At 61.4% G+C, this 23,635-nt stretch carries 21 protein-coding genes and 1 riboswitch; of the genes, 15 read left to right on the plus strand and 6 right to left on the minus strand.

Features of this window, described 5'->3' with window-relative positions; all coding sequences use genetic code 11:
* Positions 1-87: 87 nt before the first annotated feature.
* Positions 88-1,401, minus strand: a complete 1,314-nt coding sequence (locus NMB39_RS08355; RefSeq protein ID WP_367236062.1) for a PQQ-dependent sugar dehydrogenase — start codon at positions 1,399-1,401, stop codon at positions 88-90.
* Positions 1,402-1,500: 99 nt separating this feature from the next.
* Positions 1,501-1,746, plus strand: a riboswitch (cobalamin riboswitch).
* A gap of 81 nt (positions 1,747-1,827) precedes the next feature.
* On the opposite strand from NMB39_RS08355, the gene cobO reads away from it, so the two are divergent.
* The 13 genes from cobO (at position 1,828) to NMB39_RS08420 (ending at position 14,088) form a co-directional block, all read left to right on the plus strand.
* Entirely contained in the window at positions 1,828-2,439 is a 612-nt protein-coding gene (gene cobO / locus NMB39_RS08360) for a cob(I)yrinic acid a,c-diamide adenosyltransferase (protein WP_057023064.1), read from the plus strand.
* Entirely contained in the window at positions 2,436-3,827 is a 1,392-nt protein-coding gene (locus NMB39_RS08365; protein WP_057023063.1) for a cobyrinic acid a,c-diamide synthase CobB, read from the plus strand. The genes cobO and NMB39_RS08365 overlap by 4 nt, the downstream gene beginning before the upstream one ends.
* On the plus strand, positions 3,824-4,474 hold the full coding sequence (gene bluB, locus NMB39_RS08370; RefSeq protein WP_198718895.1) for a 5,6-dimethylbenzimidazole synthase: 651 nt from the start codon (positions 3,824-3,826) through the stop codon (positions 4,472-4,474). The genes NMB39_RS08365 and bluB overlap by 4 nt, the downstream gene beginning before the upstream one ends.
* Complete coding sequence (gene cbiB / locus NMB39_RS08375) at positions 4,471-5,379, plus strand: adenosylcobinamide-phosphate synthase CbiB (protein WP_494339418.1); 909 nt, start codon at positions 4,471-4,473, stop codon at positions 5,377-5,379. The genes bluB and cbiB overlap by 4 nt, the downstream gene beginning before the upstream one ends.
* Positions 5,372-6,361 (plus strand): threonine-phosphate decarboxylase CobD, encoded by a 990-nt coding sequence (cobD, locus tag NMB39_RS08380; RefSeq protein WP_057023061.1) that lies wholly within the window; start codon positions 5,372-5,374, stop codon positions 6,359-6,361. Before cbiB ends, cobD begins: the two co-directional genes overlap by 8 nt.
* Positions 6,358-7,809 (plus strand): cobyric acid synthase, encoded by a 1,452-nt coding sequence (locus NMB39_RS08385; protein ID WP_057023060.1) that lies wholly within the window; start codon positions 6,358-6,360, stop codon positions 7,807-7,809. Before cobD ends, NMB39_RS08385 begins: the two co-directional genes overlap by 4 nt.
* Before the next feature lie 993 nt (positions 7,810-8,802).
* On the plus strand, positions 8,803-9,324 hold the full coding sequence (cobU, locus tag NMB39_RS08390) for a bifunctional adenosylcobinamide kinase/adenosylcobinamide-phosphate guanylyltransferase (protein ID WP_494339417.1): 522 nt from the start codon (positions 8,803-8,805) through the stop codon (positions 9,322-9,324).
* Positions 9,321-10,376: a nicotinate-nucleotide--dimethylbenzimidazole phosphoribosyltransferase gene (gene cobT, locus NMB39_RS08395; protein ID WP_494339416.1), complete on the plus strand. Its 1,056-nt coding sequence runs from the start codon at positions 9,321-9,323 to the stop codon at positions 10,374-10,376. The genes cobU and cobT overlap by 4 nt, the downstream gene beginning before the upstream one ends.
* Positions 10,373-10,948, plus strand: a complete 576-nt coding sequence (gene cobC, locus NMB39_RS08400) for an alpha-ribazole phosphatase family protein (protein WP_494339415.1) — start codon at positions 10,373-10,375, stop codon at positions 10,946-10,948. Before cobT ends, cobC begins: the two co-directional genes overlap by 4 nt.
* A 2-nt stretch (positions 10,949-10,950) precedes the next feature.
* Complete coding sequence (locus tag NMB39_RS08405; protein ID WP_057023162.1) at positions 10,951-11,679, plus strand: adenosylcobinamide-GDP ribazoletransferase; 729 nt, start codon at positions 10,951-10,953, stop codon at positions 11,677-11,679.
* Positions 11,680-11,721: 42 nt separating this feature from the next.
* Entirely contained in the window at positions 11,722-12,126 is a 405-nt protein-coding gene (locus NMB39_RS08410) for a MarR family winged helix-turn-helix transcriptional regulator (RefSeq protein WP_046071758.1), read from the plus strand.
* Positions 12,127-12,189: 63 nt separating this feature from the next.
* Positions 12,190-13,389 carry an MFS transporter gene (locus tag NMB39_RS08415; protein ID WP_306958651.1) on the plus strand — a complete coding sequence of 400 codons (1,200 nt, stop codon included), beginning with the start codon at positions 12,190-12,192 and terminating at the stop codon, positions 13,387-13,389.
* A 150-nt stretch (positions 13,390-13,539) separates the two neighbouring features.
* Positions 13,540-14,088: a glutathione peroxidase gene (locus NMB39_RS08420; protein ID WP_367236070.1), complete on the plus strand. Its 549-nt coding sequence runs from the start codon at positions 13,540-13,542 to the stop codon at positions 14,086-14,088.
* Positions 14,089-14,153: 65 nt separating this feature from the next.
* On the opposite strand, the gene NMB39_RS08425 is transcribed toward NMB39_RS08420, so the two are convergent.
* The 4 genes from NMB39_RS08425 to NMB39_RS08440 all read right to left on the minus strand — a co-directional run bounded on the left by NMB39_RS08425 (position 14,154) and on the right by NMB39_RS08440 (position 17,143).
* Complete coding sequence (locus tag NMB39_RS08425; RefSeq protein WP_057023054.1) at positions 14,154-15,434, minus strand: OmpP1/FadL family transporter; 1,281 nt, start codon at positions 15,432-15,434, stop codon at positions 14,154-14,156.
* A gap of 146 nt (positions 15,435-15,580) precedes the next feature.
* Positions 15,581-16,063: a hypothetical protein gene (locus NMB39_RS08430; protein ID WP_057023053.1), complete on the minus strand. Its 483-nt coding sequence runs from the start codon at positions 16,061-16,063 to the stop codon at positions 15,581-15,583.
* Positions 16,064-16,342: 279 nt separating this feature from the next.
* Positions 16,343-16,567, minus strand: coding sequence for a hypothetical protein (locus NMB39_RS08435; protein WP_005790139.1), 225 nt, complete (start codon positions 16,565-16,567; stop codon positions 16,343-16,345).
* Between the two features lie 441 nt (positions 16,568-17,008).
* Positions 17,009-17,143, minus strand: a complete 135-nt coding sequence (locus NMB39_RS08440) for a hypothetical protein (protein WP_255320398.1) — start codon at positions 17,141-17,143, stop codon at positions 17,009-17,011.
* 408 nt (positions 17,144-17,551) lie between these two features.
* On the opposite strand from NMB39_RS08440, the gene NMB39_RS08445 reads away from it, so the two are divergent.
* Together NMB39_RS08445 and NMB39_RS08450 are read left to right on the plus strand one after the other, a co-directional pair.
* Positions 17,552-17,875 carry an SEL1-like repeat protein gene (locus NMB39_RS08445; protein ID WP_057023052.1) on the plus strand — a complete coding sequence of 108 codons (324 nt, stop codon included), beginning with the start codon at positions 17,552-17,554 and terminating at the stop codon, positions 17,873-17,875.
* A gap of 175 nt (positions 17,876-18,050) precedes the next feature.
* On the plus strand, positions 18,051-19,415 hold the full coding sequence (locus NMB39_RS08450; RefSeq protein ID WP_172833439.1) for a DNA recombination protein RmuC: 1,365 nt from the start codon (positions 18,051-18,053) through the stop codon (positions 19,413-19,415).
* Positions 19,416-20,057: 642 nt separating this feature from the next.
* Here NMB39_RS08450 and NMB39_RS08455 read toward each other — a convergent pair.
* On the minus strand, positions 20,058-23,528 hold the full coding sequence (locus NMB39_RS08455; RefSeq protein WP_198719593.1) for a hybrid sensor histidine kinase/response regulator: 3,471 nt from the start codon (positions 23,526-23,528) through the stop codon (positions 20,058-20,060).
* Between the last annotated feature and the right edge of the window lie 107 nt (positions 23,529-23,635).

Here is a 23,635-nt window from a genome sequence, read left to right on the forward strand (position 1 = left end):
ATACTCAGCTGACAGGCCGCTATCGGGAGCAAGTCGAATCGTCGCACCGCCCCTCCCACATTGTTTTTGTGGTGTTTTTGAGATGGGTTACTTGGCTGCCGAAACCCGCCAAACCTTATTCCCCACATCATCGGCCACCAACAAATCCCCCTGCTGATCAATCACCACGCCGACCGGCCGACCCATGGCTTTCTCATCGCTGTTGAGAAACCCCGTCAGCACATCCACCGGCTGTCCTTTTGGCTGGCCCCCTTCAAACGGCACGAAAATCACCTTGTAGCCACTGTGCGGCTTGCGATTCCATGAGCCATGCTGACCGATAAACGCGCCGTTGCTGAACTGCGCGGGCAGTTTATTGCCCTCGGCGAATGTCAGCCCCAGTGAGGCGGTATGAGGGCCTACCGCGTAGTCCGGTGCGATGGCCTTGGCGACCTGATCAGGGTTTTGCGGCGTGACACGCACATCCACATGCTGGCCGTAATAGCTGAAGGGCCAGCCATAAAACCCGCCATCCTTGACTGAGGTGATGTAGTCGGGCACCAGGTCACTGCCGATTTCATCGCGTTCATTGACTGCCGTCCACAGCTTGCCACTCTGCGGTTCCCAGGCCATGCCGTTAGGGTTGCGCAGCCCGGAGGCGAAAATGCGGTGCTTGCCGGTGGCGCGGTCGACTTCCCAGATCGCGGCGCGTCCCTGCTCTGCCTCCAGGCCGTTTTCGGCGACGTTGCTGTTGGAGCCGACGCTCACATACAGCTTGCTGCCATCCTTGCTGGCCACCACGTTTTTCGTCCAGTGGTGGTTCAAAGGCCCGCCCGGTAAGTCCACGACCCTAGTGCCCTGGGCTTTGATCGCGGTTTCGCCCGGCTGATAGGGGAAGCGCAGCAACTTATCCGAGTCCGCCACATACAGGTCGTTGCCGACCAGTGTCATGCCAAAGGGCGAATTGAGATTCTCCAGGAACACCGTGCGGGTTTCGGCCACACCATCGTGATCGGCATCGCGCAGCAACGTAATGCGGTTCGGGCTCGGCACGCCGGCACCGGCACGGCCCATGACTTTTTCCATTACCCAGCCACGCACCCCTTTGGAATCGTCCGGCTTGGGTGGTGCATTGGTCTCGGCCACCAGCACGTCGCCGTTGGGCAGCACGTAGAGCCAGCGCGGGTGATCCAGGCCCTCGGCGAACGCGGCAACCTGAGTGCCGGCAGCGGCGGTGGGTTTGGCGCCCTCCGGCCAGCCAATGGCCGGGGCGATATTGACGGTGGGGACCAGGGTCTTGTTCGGCTCCGGCAGCTTGGGCGCAGGCCCGGTGCCGTCGGAGACCTGCAAGGTAGAGCTTTCACCGCAGGCGGTGAGGCCACCGGCGAGCATGATCAGTAAGGCGAGTCGGGTTTTATGCATGGTTTTCTCCTTGATACCTGTAAGGGTAGAGAAGCAGGGTGTACGGATGGTTCAAGTACCAGGCCAGCTTTAATTGACGCTCCACCCCCAACCCACTAACCTTCGCGGCTTGTTCCAGGTGCTCTGTGGCGTGCGCGTCGGCAGAGTGAAACAGGGAAGCCGGTGAGTGAGCGCACTTGTACACAGTGTTGCCGCGATTCCGGCGCTGCCCCCGCAACGGTAAATGAGTCAAGACGGTGCTGTTTGCCACTGTATCGCCCGCGATATGGGAAGGCGCGCCCTCGGCTGCTTCGATAAGACGCGCCACTCATGAGTCCGGAGACCGGCCTTGAACATTCAACAGCATCACGGTGGGCGATGCTTGGCTGTCTGTTTTTTCTTTTTTCCTGCCCGCCGTTTTTTGTCCAGCCCCAACGGAGAGCTGCCATGACCGATTCCCCCGACCGCGACGAACGCCACTTGGCGCGCATGCTGCGCAAAAAAGCCGTGATCGACGAGCGCATCGCCAATTCACCGAATGAGTGCGGCCTGTTGCTGGTATTGACCGGCAATGGCAAAGGCAAGAGCAGCTCGGCCTTCGGCATGCTGGCCCGCGCCATGGGCCATGGCATGCAGTGCGGTGTGGTGCAGTTCATCAAAGGCCGCAACAGCACTGGCGAAGAGCTGTTCTTCCGACGCTTTCCCGAGCAGGTGCGCTTCCATGTGATGGGCGAAGGCTTCACTTGGGAAACCCAGGACCGCCAGCGCGACATTGCCGCCGCCGAGGCGGCCTGGGCCGTGTCCCGTGCGATGTTGCAAGACGCCTCTATCGGCCTGGTGGTGCTGGACGAGCTGAACATTGCCCTCAAGCACGGCTATCTGGACCTGGACCAGGTACTCAGCGACCTGCAATCGCGCCCGCCGATGCAGCATGTGGTGGTCACGGGCCGCGGCGCCAAGCCCGAACTGATTGAAATGGCCGACACCGTCACCGAAATGGGCATGCTCAAGCACGCGTTCCAGGCCGGTATCAAGGCCCAGAAAGGCGTCGAACTTTGAATCAGCCTCGTCATTGCCCGGCCGTATTGATCGCCGCTCCGGCGTCCGGCCAGGGCAAAACCACCGTCACCGCCGCGCTGGCGCGTTTGCATCGCAACCTGGGACGCAAGGTACGCGTGTTCAAATGCGGGCCGGACTTTCTCGACCCGATGATCCACGAGCGCGCCAGCGGTGCGCCGGTGTATCAACTGGACATGTGGATGGTCGGTGAGCAGGAAAGTCGCCGTCTGCTCTGGGAAGCGGCAGGGGAGGCCGACCTGATCCTGATTGAAGGCGTGATGGGCTTGTTCGACGGCACGCCCTCCAGCGCCGACCTGGCGCGGCACTTCGGCGTGCCGGTACTGGGCGTGATCGATGGCACCGCCATGGCCCAGACCTTTGGCGCCCTGGCCCTGGGCCTGGCACGTTATCAACCCGACCTGCCGTTTGCTGGCGTGCTGGCCAACCGCGTCGGTACTTTGCGTCATGCCCAGTTGCTCGAAGGCAGCCTCACCGAGGGCTTGCGCTGGTACGGCGCGTTGTCCCGAGAGACCGGCATCGAATTGCCCAGCCGCCACCTGGGCCTGGTGCAAGCCAGTGAATTGAATGACCTCGATGTGCGCCTGGACGCCGCCGCCCAGGCCTTGGGCAGCAGTTGTGAAGTGGCCCTGCCGCCGCCCGTGACCTTTGCCGCGCCCGCAGTGATCGAGGCCGAGCCGTTGCTCGCCGGCGTGCGCATCGCCGTGGCCCGTGACGAAGCCTTTGCCTTTACCTACGGCGCCAGCCTTGACCTGTTACGGGTGATGGGCGCTGAGCTGAGCTTTTTCTCACCGATCCATGATCGCCAATTGCCGGAAGCTGACAGTCTGTATCTGCCCGGCGGGTATCCGGAATTGCACCACCAGGCCCTGTCGGCCAATGTCCCGATGCTGGAGGCCATCCGTGCGCATCACGCCGCCGGTAAACCGCTGCTTGCTGAATGTGGCGGCATGCTCTACCTGCTCGATTCGCTCACCGATGTGCACGGTTCTCGTGCTGAACTGGTGGGCCTGCTACAGGGCGATGCGGTGATGCAAAAGAAACTTGCAGCCCTGGCTCTGCAAAGCGTCGAACTGCCGGAAGGTGTCCTGCGTGGCCACACCTACCACCATTCCCTGACCAACACCGAATGGGCGCCGATTGCCCGCGGCCTGAGCCCCAACGGTGGGCGCGGTGCCGAAGCGGTGTACCGCCAAGGGCGGATGACCGCGTCCTACGTGCACTTTTATTTCCCGTCCAATCCTGGCGCGGTGGCCGCGTTGTTCGCGCCAGACCTTGAGACCGTTATCGCAGGCAAGCCAGCTCCCACAGTTGACCGAGTTGAAACCCAATCCAATGTGGGAGGGGGCTTGCCCCCGATGAGGCCATGACTGACAACGCCTTCCCCGAAGCCGACCGCCAGGCCGTCTACCGCGCCATCGCCGAACGCCGCGACATGCGCCACTTCACCGGCGGCAGCGTCGCCCCGGAACTGTTGCACCGCCTGCTCCAGGCCGCGCACCAGGCACCCAGTGTAGGTCTGATGCAGCCATGGCGTTTTATCCGCATCAGCGACCGCCCGTTGCGCAGCCAGATCCAGCAGTTGGTGGAAGAAGAGCGCGTGCGCACCGCGCAGGCCCTGGGCGAGCGCTCCGATGAGTTCATGAAGCTCAAAGTCGAAGGCATCAACGACTGCGCCGAGGTATTGGTGGCCGCACTGATGGATGATCGCGAGCGCCATATCTTCGGGCGCCGCACCCTGCCGGAAATGGACATGGCGTCTCTATCCTGTGCCATCCAGAACCTGTGGCTGGCGGCGCGAGTGGAGGGCCTGGGCATGGGCTGGGTGTCGCTGTTCGAACCCCAGGCGTTGGCCGAACTGCTGGGTCTGCCACCCGGCGCGAAACCCCTGGCCGTACTGTGCTTGGGGCCGGTGGCTGAGTTCTATCCGGCACCGATGTTGCAGCTTGAAGGCTGGACCGAGCCGCGACCGCTGAGTGACATGCTGTATGAAAACAAGTGGGGAGTGAGTCAATGAGTGTGGCCTTGCTGTGTGTCGCTGCGGTGGCGCTGGATGCGCTGCTGGGTGAGCCCAGGCGCTGGCATCCGCTGGTAGCGTTCGGCAATTTCGCCGGGCGTATCGAGCAGCGTTTCAATACCGGTGGGCGCGGCTGGCGCAGCCATGGCGTGACCGCGTGGTTTATCGCGGTGGTGCCGCTGACCCTGCTGGCCACGGCTTTGTCATGGGCGCCGTTTATTGGCTGGCTCGTGGAAATCCTGGCGTTGTATTGCGCCCTTGGCATGCGCAGCCTGGGCGAGCATGTGACCCCGGTAGCCCAGGCTCTGCGCAGGGATGACCTGGACGAGGCGCGCAAACGCGTGAGCTACCTGGTCAGCCGCCAGACCAGCGAACTGGACCGCACTGGAGTCGCCCGCGCCGCCACTGAGTCGGTGCTGGAAAATGGCAGCGACGCGATATTCGCCGCGCTGTTCTGGTTCGTGGTGGCCGGTGTGCCAGGGGTGGTGCTCTATCGCCTGAGCAACACTCTGGATGCCATGTGGGGCTATCGCAACGAACGCTTCGAACGCTTTGGCTGGGCGGCCGCCAAGATAGACGATGTGCTCAACTATATTCCTGCGCGCCTGGTGGCTTTGACCTACGCGTTGTTGGGCAAAACCCGCTTGGCCCTCAAATGCTGGCGCGTCCAGGGCCCGACCTGGGACAGCCCCAACGCCGGGCCGGTGATGGCCGCCGGTGCCGGTGCACTGGGGGTAGAGCTGGGCGGTGCGGCGATTTATCACGGCGAGATACATCAGCGCCCGCCGTTGGGTGAAGGCCCACCCGCCGATGCCGATTCCATTGATCGCGGCTGGCAACTGGTGCAACGCGGCGTATGGTTGTGGTTGTTGGTCCTGTGCGTAGGGGCACAAATCTATGCTTGAACACGGTGGTCGGCTGCGAAAGGCCGCGATTGAGTATGGGATTGCCGAAGCGGATTGGCTCGACCTGTCCAGTGGCCTGGCGCCCTGGCCGTGGCCGATTCCCGAGATCCCGTTGCGTGCCTGGGCGCGCCTGCCGGAAAGCGACGACGGCCTGGAGCAGGCCGCCAGCGACTATTACGGTACCGCCCAGTTGTTGCCGGTGCCGGGCTCCCAGGCCGCGATCCAACTGCTGCCGCGCCTGCGTCGTTCCGGCAAGGTCGGCGTGCTCTCGCCCTGTTATGCCGAGCACGCCGAAGCCTGGCGTCGCGCTGGCTACGTGGTGCGCGAAGTGCAGGAGCAGGAGGTCGATTTCTATCTTGACGGCCTCGACGTGCTGGTGGTGGTCAACCCCAACAATCCCACGGGCCTGAGCCTGCCACCGCAGCGCCTGCTGGACTGGCATGCACGGTTGGCCCAGCGCGGTGGCTGGCTGATAGTGGACGAGGCCTTCATGGACGTTACCCCAGAGTTGAGCCTGGCCAGCCATACCCATGAGGTCGGTTTGATCGTGCTGCGTTCATTCGGCAAGTTCTTCGGCCTTGCGGGTGTGCGCCTGGGTTTTGTGCTGGCCGAACGCAAGTTGCTCAAGTTGCTCGCCGAACAGGTCGGGCCCTGGGCCGTCAGCGGGCCGACACGGGTGCTGGGCCAAGTGTGCCTGCGCGATACCGCCGGGCACACCCGCCAGCGCAAGCGCTGCATCGAAGCCGGCCAGCGCTTGTTCGAACTGCTTGAAAGCCGGGGCTTTGAGCCCCACGGCGGTTGCGCGTTGTTCCAGTGGTTGATTACGCCGCACGCCGAACGCCTGCACGAGTTCATGGCCCAGCGCGGCATTCTGCTGCGCCTGTTTGTGCATGACAGCAGCGTGCGTTTCGGCCTGCCCGATACCGACGCCGATTGGCTGCGACTCGACCAGGCCCTGGCCGCCTACAAGGACGCCACATGAGCACCTTGATGGTGCAGGGCACCACCTCCGATGCCGGCAAGAGCACCCTGGTGACTGCGCTGTGTCGCTGGCTGGTGCGCCAGGGCGTGGCGGTGGTGCCGTTCAAACCGCAGAACATGGCGCTCAACAGCGCCGTCACTGCCGAAGGCGGCGAAATCGGCCGTGCCCAGGCGGTCCAGGCCCAGGCCGCCAACCTGGCGCCCCACACCGATATGAACCCGGTGTTGCTCAAGCCCAACAGCGATACCGGCTCCCAAGTGATCATCCATGGCCGCGCCGTGACCAGCATGAACGCCGTGGCCTATCACGCCTACAAGGCTATCGCGATGCAAGCGGTACTGGCTTCCCACGCGCGTTTGAGCCAAGCCTACCCGGTGGTGATGGTCGAGGGCGCGGGTTCCCCGGCCGAGATCAACCTGCGTGCCAACGACATTGCCAACATGGGCTTCGCCGAAGCAGTGGATTGCCCGGTGCTGTTGATCGCCGATATCAACCGTGGCGGTGTGTTCGCCCATCTGGTCGGCACGTTGGAACTGCTGTCGCCCAGTGAGCAGGCGCGGGTCAAGGGTTTCATCATCAACCGTTTTCGCGGTGATATCGCGCTGCTGCAGCCTGGGCTGGATTGGCTGGAGGCGCGCACCGGCAAGCCGGTGGTGGGGGTGTTGCCCTATGTGATGGACCTGCATCTGGAGGCCGAAGACGGTATCGATCAGCGCCAGGTCAACAAGGCCGCCCAGGTGCTCAAGGTGGTGGTGCCGGTGTTGCCGCGTATCAGCAACCATACGGATTTCGACCCGTTGCGCCTGCACCCCCAGGTGGATTTGCAGTTTGTCGGGCCGGGCCAGGCGATTCCTGCGGCTGACTTGATCATCCTGCCGGGGTCGAAGAGCGTGCGCAGCGATTTGGCGTTCTTGCGTGCCAATGGTTGGGATACGGCCGTGGCGCGGCATTTGCGTTATGGCGGCAAGGTGCTGGGGATCTGCGGTGGGTTGCAGATGCTGGGTGAGCAGGTGCATGACCCGCTTGGGCTGGAGGGTGTGGCCGGGTCGAGTGCTGGTCTTGGGCTGCTAGCGTTTGCTACGACGCTGGAGGAGGAGAAGCAACTGCGTAATGTACGCGGGCGCTTGGTGCTCGAGGAGGCGGAGGTCAGTGGGTATGAGATTCATGCAGGGGTGACGTCGGGTGAGGCCCTATTGAGCGCGGCCGTGGTGCTGGACGATGGGCGCAGCGATGGGGCGCTGAGCGCTGATGGGCAGATTCTTGGTACCTATCTGCATGGGCTGTTTGAGGCGCCGGCGGCGTGCAGTGCGTTGTTGCGTTGGGCTGGGTTGCAGGATGTGCAGGAGGTGGATTATCACGGGTTGCGTGAGCGTGATATCGAGCGGCTGGCGGACTTGGTTGAGCACCATTTGGACACCGATTTGTTGCGCAATCTATGTGGGATCTGACGGTGTTCGAATGTGGGAGGAGGCTTGCTCCCGATGGCGGCCTGTCGGTGTACATATCCATTGCTGCGGTAACGGCCACTTATGGTTCCGCTCTTACAGCGGGTCACTTTTGAAAAGCGCAAAAGTAACCAAAACGCTCTTGCCCCACCACTCGGCACCTCGCCCAGGCTCGGTGTGCCCTCACTCCGGCTTGAATCCGTGGGCCGCCGTCATGGGCCATCCCTGGCCCAGGACGGCTAACCCGGCGTCCTGCCGGGTTGCCCACGGATTCAAGCCTGCGTTCGGCCAGCGTGGTTTAACGGGGCGCCTAAGATCAAAAGCAAGATCAAGAGCGGCTCGCTACGCATCGTGGTTACGGTTGGCGGCGGGCTTTTGCTTTTCTGTGGGAGGGGGCTTGCCGGCGAAAGAACTGAGAGCGCCGCGTTCATTCGTGAGCGTGATATTGAGCGGATGGCGGGCTTGGTTGAGCGCCATTTGGGCACCGATTTGTTGCGCAACCTATGTGGGATTTGACAGTGTGTACGCGATCCGAATGTGGGAGGGGGCTTGCCCCCGATGGCGGCCTGTCGGTGTACATATCCATTGCTGCGGTAACGGCCACTTATGGTTCCGCTCTTACAGCGGGTCACTTTTGAAAAGCGCAAAAGTAACTAAAACGCTCTTGCCCCACCACTCGGCACCTCGCCCAGGCTCGGTGTGCCCTCACTCCGGCTTGAATCCGTGGGCCGCCGTCCTGGGCCATCCCTGGCCCAGGACGGCTAACCCGGCGTCCTGCCGGGTTACTCACGGATCCAAGCCTGCGTTCGGCCAGCGTGGTTTAACGGGGCGCCTAAGATCAAAAGCAAGATCAAGAGCGGCTCGCTACGCATCGTGGTTACGGTTGGCGGCGGGCTTTTGCTTTTCTGTGGGAGCGGGCTTGCCGGCGAAAGAACTGAGAGCGCCGCGTTCATTCTGGCTTCCCGCTCCATCCATGACTTTTACAGGGCTTATTCCATGCTCCAACTGATCTTGGGCGGCGCACGCTCTGGCAAGAGTCGCCTTGCTGAAAAGCTCGCCAGCGACAGCGGTTTATCCGTCACGTATATCGCCACCAGCCAGCCGCTGGACGGTGAAATGAATCAGCGGATTGCCTTGCATCGTGGGCGTCGTCCGGGCCATTGGGGGTTGATTGAAGAACCCCTTGAGCTGGCGCGGGTACTGGGTGAAAACGCCGCTGCCGACCATTGCCTGTTGGTGGACTGCCTGACGTTATGGCTCACCAATCTTCTGATGCTCGAAGACGCCGATCGCATGGCGTTCGAGCGTGATCAACTGCTGCAAACCCTGGCGTCGCTGCCGGGTGAAATTATTTTTGTCAGCAACGAGACCGGTCTGGGTGTCGTGCCGCTGGGCGAATTGACTCGCCGTTATGTGGATGAAGCCGGTTGGCTGCATCAAGCCTTGGCCGAGCGGTGTCAGCGTGTTGTGTTGACGGTCGCCGGTCTGCCCCTGACTTTGAAAGGTACTGCGTTATGACGGATTCCTGGTGGCTCAAGCCCTGCAAGGCCATCGATGCCTCTGCTTACGAACAGGCGCTGGCGCGCCAGCAGCAGTTGACCAAGCCTGCTGGTTCCCTCGGCCAGTTGGAGGCGCTGGCGGTGCAGTTGGCTGGCTTGCAGGGCCAGGTCAAACCGTCGGTAGATCGACTGTGGATCGCGATTTTTGCGGGCGATCATGGCGTGGTGACCGAAGGCGTGTCGGCATTTCCCCAGGAGGTGACTGGGCAGATGCTGCATAACTTTGTCACCGGTGGTGCGGCGATCAGTGTATTGGCGCGGCAGCTGGATGCGCAGTTGGAAGTGGTCGACCTCGGTACCGTCACGCCGTCGCTGGATTTGCCCGGTGTGCGTCACCTGAATATCGGCGCGGGCACGGCCAATTTCGTCGATGGCCCGGCGATGACTCAGGCCCAGGGGCAACTGGCCCTGCAAGCCGGACGAGACAGCGTGAGCCGCGCCCTGGACAGCGGCGCGCAGTTGTTTATCGGCGGCGAGATGGGCATCGGTAATACCACTGCGGCCAGCGCCTTGGCCTGTGCCTTGCTGGATTGCCCGGTGAGTGACCTGACAGGCCCGGGCACGGGTTTGAATGCCGCGGGTGTCAGCCACAAGATCGCGGTCATCGAGCGGGCATTGGCGCTGCATGCCGCTCAGCGTGGTGATGCGTTGCAAACGCTGTTCAACCTCGGCGGCTTTGAAATGGCGGCGCTGGTCGGCGCTTATCTGGCCTGTGCCCAAGAAGGTATTGCGGTGCTGGTGGATGGCTTTATCTGCAGCGTTGCCGCCCTGGTGGCGGTGCGCTTGAACCCGGCGTGCCGCCAATGGCTGGTGTTCGGCCATCGGGGCGCCGAGCCGGGCCATCGCCATGTGCTGCACAGCCTGGATGCCCGACCTTTGCTGGAGCTGGGCCTGCGCCTGGGCGAGGGCAGTGGCGCGGCGCTGGCGGTGCCGTTGTTGCGCCTGGCGTGTGCACTGCATGGGCAGATGGCGACGTTTGCCGAAGCGGCCGTGGCGGATCGCCCCGCATGACCTTGCACCTGGACCTGCTGCGCCACGGCGAAACCGAGCTGGGCGGCGGCCTGCGTGGCAGCCTGGACGATGCATTGACTGCCAAGGGCTGGGCGCAGATGCGTGCCGCCGTGGTGGGGCAGGGGCCGTGGGATCGTCTGATCAGTTCACCGCTGCAACGCTGTGCCTTGTTTGCCCAGGAGTTGGGGGCGCAGCTTAATGTGCCGGTAAGTCTTGAGCCTGATGTGCAGGAGCTTCACTTCGGCGCCTGGGAAGGCCAAAGCGCAGCCGCACTGATGGAAACCGACGCCGAAGGGCTGGGGTTGTTCTGGGCTGATCCCTACGCGTTCACGCCGCCGCAAGGCGAGCCGGTCATTGAGTTTTCCGAGCGGGTGCTCGGCGCTGTCTCACGACTGCATCGGGCTTATGCTGGCCAGCGCGTGCTATTGATCAGCCACGGCGGCGTGATGCGCCTGCTATTGGCCCGCGCACGCGGTTTGCCCCGTGAGCAATTGCTGAATGTCGAAGTCGGCCACGGCGCGTTGTTCAGCCTGCGGGTTGGCGCCGATAGTGTCTTGAAGGAAGGAACCTGATGATGCTGGCGTTCTGGATCGCCCTGCAATTTCTCAGTAGCCTGCCGATCCGCTTGCCGGGCATGCCACAGCCCCAGGAGTTGGGCCGCTCGTTGCTGTTTTATCCGCTGGTGGGGCTGCTGTTCGGCGTGTTGCTGTGGGGCCTGAACCTGATGTTGATGGGCGCGCCCTTGTTGCTGCATGCCGCACTGCTATTGGTGGCCTGGGTGCTGCTCAGTGGTGGCCTGCACCTGGATGGCCTGGCGGACAGTGCCGATGCATGGCTGGGTGGCTTTGGTGACCGCGAGCGCACCCTCAGCATCATGAAAGACCCGCGCAGCGGGCCGATTGCGGTGGTCACCCTGGGCCTGGTGTTGCTGCTCAAGTTCAGCGCGTTGGTGGCCCTGATCGAACAGCACAATGGCGCTGCCTTGATCCTGGCGCCGCTGATCGGGCGGGCTTCGATGTTGGCGCTGTTTCTCACCACGCGCTACGTACGTGCAGGAGGATTGGGCCAGGCATTGTCCGATCATTTACCGCGGATTGTCGGCCAACAGGTGCTGATCCTCAGCGGCCTGGCGTGCATCCTGATTGGCGGTTTCAACGGCGGCATCGCGGTGTTGCTGGCGGCGCTGTGCTTCGTGTGGCTGCGTCACTTGATGGTCAAGCGTCTGGGCGGTACCACGGGCGATACGGCTGGCGCGCTCTTGGAGTTGCTCGAAGTCGCTGTACTGGTCGGGCTGGCCCTGTAACCCTTTCTTGCATTTCCTTAACTCCGGGTATATACACGCTCTATGCTTGCCTCCCAATGTTTATGCACCAACCTGCGACGCGCCGCCCGTGGCGTCAGCAGGCATTACGACGGCGCTCTCGACGGCTTCGGGATCAACGTTGCCCAGTATTCTCTGCTGTGTAACTTGCAGCGCCTTGACCAACCGAGCATTTCCAGCCTGGCCGAGGCCATGGGCCTGGACCGTAGCACCTTGGGGCGTAATCTGCGCGTGTTGGAAGGCGAAGGGCTGGTGCAGTTGGTCGAGGGTGACGATCTGCGCAACCGCCTGGTGGTCTTGACCGAAACGGGGCAGGAGCGACTGGCCGCGGCCTTGCCGGCCTGGGAAGCGGCGCAACAGAAACTGATTGATAAGTTGGGCGCCGAAAAGCGCGAAACGTTGTTGGCCTTGCTGGACGAACTCGCCTGAAGCGCGGTTTGTTCGACTATAAGCGGGTATATACCCGCGAGCGGAGAATAAGAAATGACCTCGATGTGGCGCACCAGTGGTTGGATCCTTGTGGGGAGTGCGCTGATCCTGGCGTTGTCCCTGGGCGTACGGCATGGCTTCGGCCTGTTCCTGTCGCCCATGAGCAGCGAATTTGGCTGGGGGCGTGAAACCTTTGCCTTCGCCATTGCCTTGCAGAACCTGATCTGGGGCCTGGCCCAACCATTTACCGGGGCCTTGGCCGACCGATTCGGCGCGACCAAGGCAGTGTTTGTCGGCGGCGTGTTGTATGCCGCGGGCCTGGTGCTGATGGGCATGTCCGACTCTGCGTGGTCGCTGTCCCTGAGCGCAGGCTTGCTGATTGGTATCGGCCTGTCCGGTACTTCGTTCTCGGTGATTCTTGGTGTGGTCGGCCGCGCCGTAGCCCCGGAAAAACGCAGCATGGCCATGGGCATCGCCAGCGCCGCCGGTTCCTTCGGCCAATTCGCCATGGTCCCCGGCACCCTCGGCTTGATTGGTTGGTTGGGCTGGTCTGCGGCACTGCTGGCGTTGGGCTTGATGGTGGCGTTGATCCTGCCGCTGGTAGCGATGCTCAAGGATCGCCCGCTGCCGGTCACGGTCGGCCAGCAAACCCTGGGCGAAGCTCTCAAGGAAGCCTGCTCTCACTCAGGGTTCTGGCTGTTGTCCTTCGGTTTTTTTGTCTGTGGTTTCCAAGTGGTATTTATCGGTGTGCATTTGCCGGCGTACCTGGTTGACCAGCACCTGCCGGCCACGGTGGGCACCACGGTGCTGGCCTTGATCGGCCTGTTCAACGTGTTCGGCACTTACACGGCCGGGTGGCTGGGCGGGCGCATGTCCAAGCCGCGCTTGCTCACCGGCCTGTACCTGTTGCGGGCCGTGGTGATCGTATTGTTCCTGTGGGCGCCGGTCACCGAAGCCACTGCGTATCTGTTTGGCATGGCGATGGGGTTCCTGTGGTTGTCCACCGTCCCCCTGACCAACGGCACCGTCGCGACCTTGTTTGGTGTACGCAACCTCTCAATGCTCGGTGGGATCGTGTTCCTGTTCCACCAACTCGGCTCATTCCTCGGTGGTTGGCTGGGCGGGGTGGTCTATGATCGTACCGGAAGCTACGATTTGATCTGGCAGGTGGCGATTCTGCTCAGCCTGCTCGCTGCGGCCCTGAACTGGCCGGTGCGTGAGCGACCGGTGGCGCGTGTGCAGGCGCAGATGGAGGCGGCATGAGGGTAGCGGTGCGCTTGATGGTGATGGCGGCAGGGTTGCTCCTGTTGCTACTGGCCTGGTGGGGCTGGCAGCAAGGCGGCCTGGCGTTGATGCAACTGGGCATGGCGATCTGTTAACTTCAATGCCTGAACTGACTCAAGGAATGTCGACATGCTGATGCGCTGGCTCGCTGTACCCGTCCTCATGGCTGTTGGCAGCTTGGCCATGGCTGCCGACTGCCCGCCGCTCTTGGAGGGCCAACTGCCCAAGCTGCGGGCCAAGGAGTCCATTGACCTGTGCCAGCGCTTTGCCGGCAAGCCCCTCGTTATCGTAAATACGGCGAGTTTTTGCGGGTTCGCACCGCAATTCAAAGGCCTTGAAGCGTTATACCAGCGCTACAAGGACCAAGGCCTGGAAGTGATAGGCGTGCCGTCCGATGACTTCAAGCAGGAAGCCAAGACCGGGGAGGAGACTGCCAAGGTCTGCTACGTGAACTACGGCGTGACCTTCACCATGACCGAGTCGCAGAAAGTCAGGGGGCCGGATGCAGTGCACCTGTTCAAGCTGCTGGCGCAGCAGAGCAGTGCGCCGAAGTGGAATTTCTATAAATACGTGGTGGACCGCCAGGGCAAGGTGATTGCCAACTTTTCCAGTGTGACCAAGCCGGACAGCCCGGACCTGATCAAGGCGGTGGAAGAGGCATTGGCGTCCAAACCCTGAACCGCGACCAATGAAAAGCCCCGCCTCCTGTGCAGGAGAGCGGGGCTTTTTTATACCGCCGAGAATCAGAAGCGGTAGGTCATGCCCAGGCCGAAACCGTTGGCACTGTTTTCATACTTGGCGTTGTAGCTGGCCAATGCGTTGGAACGCGAAACCTTGACGTCTTCTTCCTTCAGGTAGGAGTAGGCCAGGTCGACGGTCATGTTCGGCATGACCTCGTAGCCCAGGCCCAGGCTGAAGATCGTACGGTCGCCGGTCGGGATACGTGGCGAACGATCCGTATTGTTGGTCGGCGATTGGTCGAAGGTCAGGCCGGTACGCAGCACCACTTGTTTGGTGAGCTGGTACGACGTACCCACGGCATAAGCCCAGGTATCGTGCCAGTTCTGGTCTTCCTTGATGGTGCCGACCAGGGTAGGGGCGAGTATGCCGCCGGAAGCACCGCCGACGACCCCCTCGTTCTTGACGGTGATGTCTTTCAAGCGGCTCCAGCGTGTCCAGGTTGCACCCGCATAGAGTTTCCAGGCGTCGGTCAGGTCTTGAGTGACCGACAGGTCGTAGGACTCAGGCGTATCGATCTTCAGCGAGGCATCGTAGCGGTTGCTGCGCAGGGCGCCAGCGGTCGCAGCCGGGCCACTGACTTCGGTGTGGCCGTCCAGCTTGTAGCTGACCTTGGAGTGATAGGTCAGGCCGACGCGGGTGGTATCAGTGGCTTGTACCAGCACGCCGATATTGAAGCCCAACGCTGTGTCGTCGCCCTTGATCTTGATGTTGGTGTCTGGCGCACGAGCGTTCAGCGTCAGGTCCGATTCCAGGGTGCCGGCGATGCGGTTGATGGTCGGGCCAAAACCGACGGAAACGCGGTCGTTGAAGGCGTAGCTGACCGTCGGCTGGAAGGTGATGACTTTTACTTCGCTTTTGCTGCCAAAGCCGCGGCCTTGGAAACCGCTTTCGTAATCAGTCACCAACCCGAACGGTGCATAGACGCCGAAACCGACGGACCATTGATCATTGAGTTTATTGGTGTAGAAACCGAAAGGGACGGCTGTGAAAGGCACCATGTCGCCTTTGTTGCTGCCGCGGGAGCGGCCGCTGACGTCGCTGATATCAGTGGAGGCATCGATGGCTGCAACACCGCCGGTGATCTGTTGACCTTCCAGGCGTGCCATACCGGCAGGGTTACCGAACACAGTGCTTGCATCATCGGCAGAGGACGAGCGACCTGCGAAACCGGTACCCATCCCGCTGACGCTCTGTTCGTTCAGGGCAAAGCCGCTGGCGAACAGTTGGGAGGATGCCATGGCAACGGCGAGGCTAAGTGTGGTCTTGAGCATTACTTTTTTCATTATTAGAACTCCGTGGTGATCACCGCTGCGGAAAGTATCAATAAATTTCGCATCGCGCTATAGGCTGTAATGCGGGAGATAGAGCGGTTTTGTAGGACAATCCGACCAGAATTCAGGGTTTTTGGCGAATCTTGCATTTTGCCCGGTCAGCACGCCACCTGTTTTATGGGGCAGGCGCAGGTTTGCCACGCTTGAGTGAAATCCCGCAGTCGACCTTGCGGATGAAAAATTTCTTTCCAGATACGCGCCATGGCCAGCACATCGCCGGGCGCAGGCAGTGTGTAGCGACGCTGTTCCACCAACAGCCAAGCGATGGCCGTGGCGTAGCGCAGGTTTACCGTCAGTTCCAACTGAGGTGCACTGAGGAAGGCATGTTGGCTGGCTAGTCCGCGTACCAGGCTCGCCCGCTCGGGGTCCAGTGCAAGATAATCATCCCAGAGGGCGCGGTGGCGCGGTTCGGTGATGCTGTAGAGGCCATGGCCGCGTCGATCATGCAAGGCCGAGCCCAGTTCCGATTGACTGGCAGCAATGCCCAGTAGCAGGGATTCGGCTGCAGGGTCATGGCGGCCGAGGTACATCAACGTCGGCCTGATCACATAACGACACAATTCGCTGGCGGCAATACCCATACAAGCCTCAGTCCAATAAAAGGGTGGACGAGCCTGAGAAGGGAGGGCTTGGCAGCGGTGAATCGGATCTCAGGCCCGTCGCAAGCGGATCATGCCGCTCGAGTTGAAGTGTAGTGTCATATTCATGATGTAAAAGACTGTTTTTAAAACATCTTCTTCATTTAGTTATAAGGTTTATATCTGTTCGGACTTAATACGAAGGCTGCCAAGTCGAATTTCGGGCAATAAAAAACCCTGTGTTTCAAACAGGGTTTTTTGTGTTTCAGCGACTCGGGTCGATCAGGCAGTCAGTGCCTGACGGGTACGCTCGATCACGGCCTGCAGCGGTTCTGCGCTGGAGTATTGATCGGGGTACAGGCGTTCGCTGTGACGTGCGATGCCGTGCTCGTTGACCAGGGTGAAGCTGAAGCAGCCTTTGCGAGCGGCCATGATCAGGCAGTTCATTGGGGCAAAAGCGTTAGTGAGGGTGCGAATGGCATCCTGAGTGTGGATTTGAGCGTTCATATTATTGGTGTTCCTACAAATGACACGGATAAGAACCGTGCAACGTTAAAACGTTCCAGTAACGCTGATCACCATTGATCGAGCGAAGAACCTGACTGGAACAAAGCAGCCAGTTTGAAGCGCTGATAAATTAGGCGCGCTTGGGCTGGCAGGTAGGTACTTAGGAGGGCAGGCAACACAACAGGGGCAAAGGTTCTGGGCCCAGGGTGAAGATCCTGATCAATTTGCAGGTTGGTTCGGTCAGAGTATTGAGACTTCGCGACACCCTTTGCTTGTTCAAAGGCTGTGTCGTCGCAAGGAATACCTGGAAACCATCGAGGTGGTCGATCCCGTGTTTTGCAAGGGACTGGTCGACCAGAATTGACTTTCAGCTTGGTACTAACGCCGCGGATAGTAACGGGTTGAACCAGGGAAGGCAAGCGCGTCAGCAAAAAACTTCAATCAGCCGCCAAGCAGCCAGCGATAGATCAATACCGTCGCCGATGCGGCGAGGGCGCAACCGAGTCCATAGGCGGCGAGGGTCAAGCGCAAGGATCGGCCAGCCTCGAACACCTGAGGCAGTGTGGCGAGCCGCAAGAGATTTGAAAAGTCCTGGTTGCGTCACGCCAGTAACATGTTTAAGGCGTGTTGAATCAAAAAATGCCGACGATATAACCAGCAAGCAGCTACTTGTGCACATGGGTTGCCGGATGTGTAACCCTGCTGTCACTTGCCCGGAAACGCGCCCATTTGCCTGCATTCAAAATTTAAGTCAATGAAAAATCTCGCTTTTTTTTATTGGTGAAAAAATCGTCAGTTTGACTGCGGCCCCCGTTCCGTGGGCCTTTGCGCCCGTTCAAGGGGGGTTGTCCACTGAGTTATCCACAGCTTCTGTGGATTGTCCCGAGCGCTTGCTCTAGAACGGGCGTGCCGGGTTTTTTCAGCTTTACCTGTACGAAAAAAAGAGTAGAGTGGCGCGCCTTCCGTTCTGTCCCACAGTGCTTTATGAAGTTTCGCTCAGTATCACCTTCTGTTACCGACACTCCTCAAACTGTTACCGCTCCCAAGCGTTTCTCCTTGAAGGTTGCTTTGTGGCTGCTCGATAGCCCTCGCCTGGGGCAAAGTACCAACATCAAACACTTCGCTGGACGCTTGCTCAAACAGCCCGCCCGGGAAGGGGTAGTGGCCGCGCAGAGCCGGCTGGGCCAACTGATGTGTCGGGAATGCGGGAACGCCCGCGACCGCCGTATAGGCTACGACCTGCTGCGCTCGGCCGCCCGCGCCGGCGACCGGCGCGCCCAGCGCGAACTGGGGCAGGTCGAAGACTGAGCTGTCCTCCAGCCCTGCGCTTGGTTACCCTTGTTTTTTTTCGGTGATGGCAGAAATGGCTATGGTTGTTGACTGGACCAGTATCGCCTTGGGACTTGTTGGCGCAGCAGTACCTTTGTTGGCGCTGTGCTGGCAACTCCAGCGACGTCTGAGCGCACGGGCCACCGGCTGGGAACTGCTGGAAGAGCGCCTGGCGACCGCGCAACTGGCCCAGGAGGGGCTCGCTGCCCAGTTGGACGCCAGTCGCGATGAGATCAGTGACCTGAGCCATGCCAATGCCGCCAAGCAGGCCGACCTGGCTGCCTTGCGCCGCGAAGTCGAGCTGTTGCAGATCGACCGTGATAACGCCCGCGATGCCGCCCACGCCTGGAACCTCGACCGCAGTGCCAAGGAAACCGAGCTGCGGCGTCTCGACGCGCTGGCCGCGGCCCTGAGCGCGGAACTGCGCGAGCAACAAGACAGCCATCAACAACGCCTCACTGACCTGCAAGGCTCACGGGATGAGCTGCGTGCGCAGTTCGCCGAGCTGGCCGGCAAAATCTTCGATGAGCGTGAGCAGCGCTTTGCCGAAACCAGCCAGGAACGCCTGGGCCAACTGCTCGATCCGCTCAAGGAGCGCATCCAGTCGTTCGAGAAGCGAGTCGAAGAAAGCTACCAGAACGAAGCCCGCGAGCGTTTTTCCCTGGCCAAGGAGCTGGAGCGCTTGCAGCAACTGAACCTGCGCCTGTCGGATGAAGCCACCAACCTGACCCGGGCCCTCAAGGGCCAGAAAACCCAGGGCAACTGGGGTGAGCTGATCCTTGAGCGGGTGCTGGAGCACGCGGGCCTGGAGAAAGGCCGTGAATACCAGACCCAGGTCAGCCTCAAAGGCCCGGATGGCGAGCGTTTCCAGCCGGACGTACTGATCATGTTGCCGGGCGACAAGCAGGTGGTGGTCGACTCCAAGGTCAGCTTGACCGCCTATCAACAATACGTCGCGGCGGATGACGATGTAATCGGCCAGGCGGCCTTGAAGCAACATGTACTGTCCCTACGCAATCACGTCAAAGGTTTGGCCGGCAAGGATTACAAGCGCCTCGAAGGTTTGCACAGCCTGGACTTTGTCCTGCTGTTCGTGCCGATCGAAGCGGCTTTTTCCGCGGCATTGCAGGCCGAGCCCAACCTGTTCCAGGAGGCCTTTGACCGCCATATCGTGATTGTCAGCCCGACCACCTTGCTCGCCACCCTGCGGGTGATCGACAGCCTGTGGAAACAGGAGCGCCAGAGCCAGAATGCCCGTGAAATTGCCGAGCGTGCCGGGTGGCTGTACGACAAGTTCGTGCTGTTTATCCAGGATCTGGACGAGGTGGGCAATCGGTTGCAACAGTTGGACAAGGCTTACAGCGCGGCGCGAAACAAACTGACAGATGGACGCGGGAATCTGGTCAGTCGTACCGAGCAACTAAGGCTGCTCGGTGCCCGTGCCAGTAAGAGCCTGCCGGCGGATCTGCTGGAACGGGCGATGACAGATTCGGATGGCGTAGCGCATCTCCCCGAATAAACACAGGGCCAAATGTGGGAGGGGGCAAGCCCCCGATAGCAGAGTATCAGTCACCCAATGTGTTGGCTGATACACCGCTATCGGGGCATGGGTATCTACACAACTTTGGTACGCCGCTGCTCCTCTGCAAGGGAGCTTGCTGCCTGGCAACTTATAGCTATCTAACTGATGCACCGCGATCCAAATGTGGGAGGGGCTTGCCCCCGATGGCGGCCTGACAGCCGACCAGAATGTTGGATCAGACCGAGTACATATCCATTGCCGCGGTAACGACCACTATTGGTTCCGCTTTTACAGCGGGTCACTTTTGAAAAGCGCAAAAGTAACCCAAACGCTCTTGCCCCACCACTCGGCACCTCGCCCAGGCTCGGTGTGCCCGTAATCCGCCATGGATTTGGGGGGCCGCCGCCACGCGCCCTCCCTGGTGCGGGGCGGCTAAACCGGCATCCCTGCCGGTTTACCCCCCAAATCCCTGTCGAATTACGGCCAGCGTGGTTTAACGGGGCGCCTAAGATCAAAAGCAAGATCAAGAGCGGCTCGCTGCGCATCGTGGTTACCGGCGGTCGCTACATCAAAGATGTGTTGATACCCATGGCTATCGGGGGCAAGCCCCCTCCCACATTTTGACCGAGTACAAGCCATTTACAGAGGCAGATGCCTGCTCAACAGAGCCCGCAACGCCGCCGGCTTCACCGGCTTGGCCAGGTAATCCAACCCCGCACCATGCACCTCGGCGACCATCTCCGGGCGCCCGTCGGCGCTGATCACCACACCGGGAATCGGCTCGGCCAATTGCGCCCGTAGCCAGCCCATCAGCTCGGTGCCGGTTTCGCCATGGTCCAGGTGGTAATCCACCAGTGCCAGTTGCGGGCGCATGCCGTCGGCCAGCAGTGCCGCACATTGGGCCTGATTGGCTGCGGTCCAGACTTCGCAGCCCCAGCGCGTGAGCAGGCTGCGCATGCCGATCAGGATGCTCTCCTCGTTATCCACACACAGCACCCGGGCGCCGCTCAAAGGCAGCCCGTTTTCCGCCGGCGCCTTGGGTTGCGGGCTGGCCTGGTTGCGCGCCAGCGGCACGCACACGCTGAAGACGCTGCCTTTGCCTGGCCAGGAGCGCACGCTCAGGCGGTGGCCCAGCACGCGGCACAAGCCGTCGGCAATCGCCAGGCCCAGGCCAAGGCCCTTTTCGGCGCGGGTCTGGTGGCTGTCCAGGCGCTTGAACTCTTCAAAGATCACCTTTTGTTTATCCAACGGAATACCCGGGCCGCGATCCCAGACTTCCAGGCACAGTTCGCCCTGGCGTCGACGTACGCCAAGTAACACTGGGCCGTCGGCATAACGGAAGGCATTGGTCAGGAAGTTCTGCAGGATCCGCCGTAGCAACTTGATGTCGCTGTCTACCCGCAAGCGGCTGCCGCGCCAACGGAAGCGCAAGCCTTGCTCATGGGCCAGCGCCTTGAACTCAGCGCCCAGGGTGTCGAACAGCTCATTGAGTACAAAGGGCTGGCGTTGTGGATTGATCTTGCCGTTTTCCAGGCGGGAGATATCCAACAGGTCGCTGATCAGGTCTTCGGCCGAGCGCAACGAGCTGTCCAGGTGCTGCACCAGCTGCCGTGCCTCGCTGGACAGGCCGTCGTGCTGATGGGAGAGGGCGGCGGAGAACAGCCGTGCGGCGTTCAGCGGTTGCATCAGATCGTGGCTCACCGCCGCCAGGAATCGCGTCTTCGATTGGCTGGCGGACTCGGCCACGCCCTTGGCGTCGGTGAGGGCCACGTTGAGCTGCGACAGTTCATGGGTGCGTTCGGTCACCCGTTGCTCCAGGCCCTCGTTGGCCTCGGTCAGCGCTTGTTCGGCTTCGCGGAACGCGGTGATGTCGGTGAAACTCATGACAAAGCCGCCGCCGGGCATCGGGTTGCCGATCAGCTCGATCACCCGACCATTGGGAAACAGGCGCTCGGAGGTATGCGCACGGCCCTGGCGCATCCAGTGCAGGCGGCGCGCCACGTGCACCTCTGCCTCGCCAGGCCCGCACAAGCCGCGCTCGGCGTTGTAGCGAATGATGTCGGCAATCGGCCGGCCGACGCTGATCAGGCCGTCCGGGTAGTTGAACAGCTCCAGGTAGCGCCGGTTCCAGGCCACCAGTTTGAGGGACTGGTCCACCACGCTGATGCCCTGGGTGATGTTCTCGATGGCGCCTTGCAGCAGGGCACGGTTGAACTGCAGCACCTCGGAGGCTTCGTCGGCGATCCGTACGACGTCCTCCAGCTGCATTTCCCGCCCTTCAATCGCCGCTTTCACCACGGCTCGCGTCGAAGAGGCACCCAGTACGCCCGCCAGCAAGCGTTCGGTATGGGCGATCCAATCGTTGTCGGCATTCTGGTTGGGGTTGAAGCCTTTGCCCTGGCGATAGGCAAAGCGAATAAAGCTCTGCTGGGCACGTTCTTCGCCGACAAAGCGTGCCGCCAGGCTGAGCAGGTCGCTGATCTGCACCGACAACATGGACCGGGCATTGGCGCGCTGGCTGATTTCCTGGCCTATGAAACGCCCGGCCTGCCAGTGCTCGGATACCCGGGTGCGTGACAGCATTGACACCCACACGAACAAGGTGAAGTTACCCGCCAGGGAAAATACGGTGCCCAAGGTCAGCGACGTCACCGACAGCCCGAACGGGTGGGAATGCATCCAGGTCAGGCCGGGGAAAAGGCTGAGCGACCAACCCAGGCTTTTCGCGGTAACTGGCAGGACCAAGGTGTAGAACCACAGGAATGTACCCGCGGCCAAGCCGGCAAAGACGCCCCGGCGGTTGGCCTGCTTCCAGTAGAGTGCGCCGAGCATTGCCGGGGCCAGTTGGGTCACGGCGGCAAAGGCGATCTGGCCGATGGTAGCCAGGCTGGCGGTAGAACCCAGCAGGCGGTAGCTCACATACGCCAGCAACAGGATAATCACAATGCTCACCCGGCGTACCGAGAGCATCCAGTGGCGGAATACTTCAAATGGCCGCTCGGCGCTGGAGCGCCGTAACAGCCAGGGCAGCAGCATGTCGTTGGAAACCATGGTCGACAAGGCGATGCTGGCCACGATCACCATGCCGGTGGCGGCCGAGGCACCGCCAATGAACGCCAGCACAGCGAGAGCTGGATGGGCCTGGGCCATTGGCAGGCTGATCACATAGGAGTCTGGCAGCACCGAGCCAGGCAGCAGCATCTTGCCACCGAGGGCGATGGGCACCACGAACAATGCAGCCAGGATCAAGTAGGCCGGGAACACCCATTTGGCCAGGCGCAGATCCTGGGGGTCGATGTTTTCAACCACGGTCACATGGAATTGCCGTGGCAGACAGATAATCGCCATCATGGCGACGCCGGTCTGTACCACCATCGAGGGCCAATTGATGGTCTCTTTCCAGTATTCCTCCAGGCGTGGCGCGAGCATTGCCTGGCTGAACAGGTCGCCGAAACCGTCGTACAAGCCGTAGGTGACAAACGCACCGACGGCAAGAAAAGCAAACAGCTTGACCAGGGACTCAAACGCAATCGCCAGCACCATGCCACGATGGTGTTCGGTGGCATCGAGGTTGCGCGTACCAAACACAATGGTAAACAGCGCCAACACCAGGGACACGATCAAAGCCGTGTCCTGGGCCCGGGTGCCGGTGGTGTCAGGGCCGGCGCCGATCAACAGGTTCACCCCCAGTACGATGCCTTTGAGTTGCAACGCGATATAGGGCAGCACGCCGACCAGGCAGATCAACGCCACCACCACCGCCAGGGACTGGGATTTGCCGTAGCGGGCGGCGATAAAGTCGGCAATCGACGTGATGTTTTCCTGCTTGCTGATCAGGATCATCTTCTGTAGCACCCAGGGTGCCAACACCAGCAGCAGCACCGGTCCCAGGTAGATCGGTAAAAATGCCCACAACTGTTCGGCGGCCTGGCCTACAGCGCCAAAGAAAGTCCAGCTGGTGCAGTACACGGCCAGCGACAAACTGTAGACCCATGCACGCACACGCGGTGGCAGCGGCGCATGGCGGCGGTCACCGTAAAAGGCAATGGCAAACATAATGGCCATATAGGCCAGGGCAACGGCGGCAATCAGCCCGCTGGACAGCGTCATGGTAACTCCGAGCATAAGAACACCCAGGCACTCCAGGCCCGGTTGGACAGTCTCGCATGATGCCTGGGGTTAGTCAGTGTCGACCAAGGTCGTGTGGGATCTAATGT

This window comes from Pseudomonas sp. FBCC-B545 (assembly GCF_059134095.1).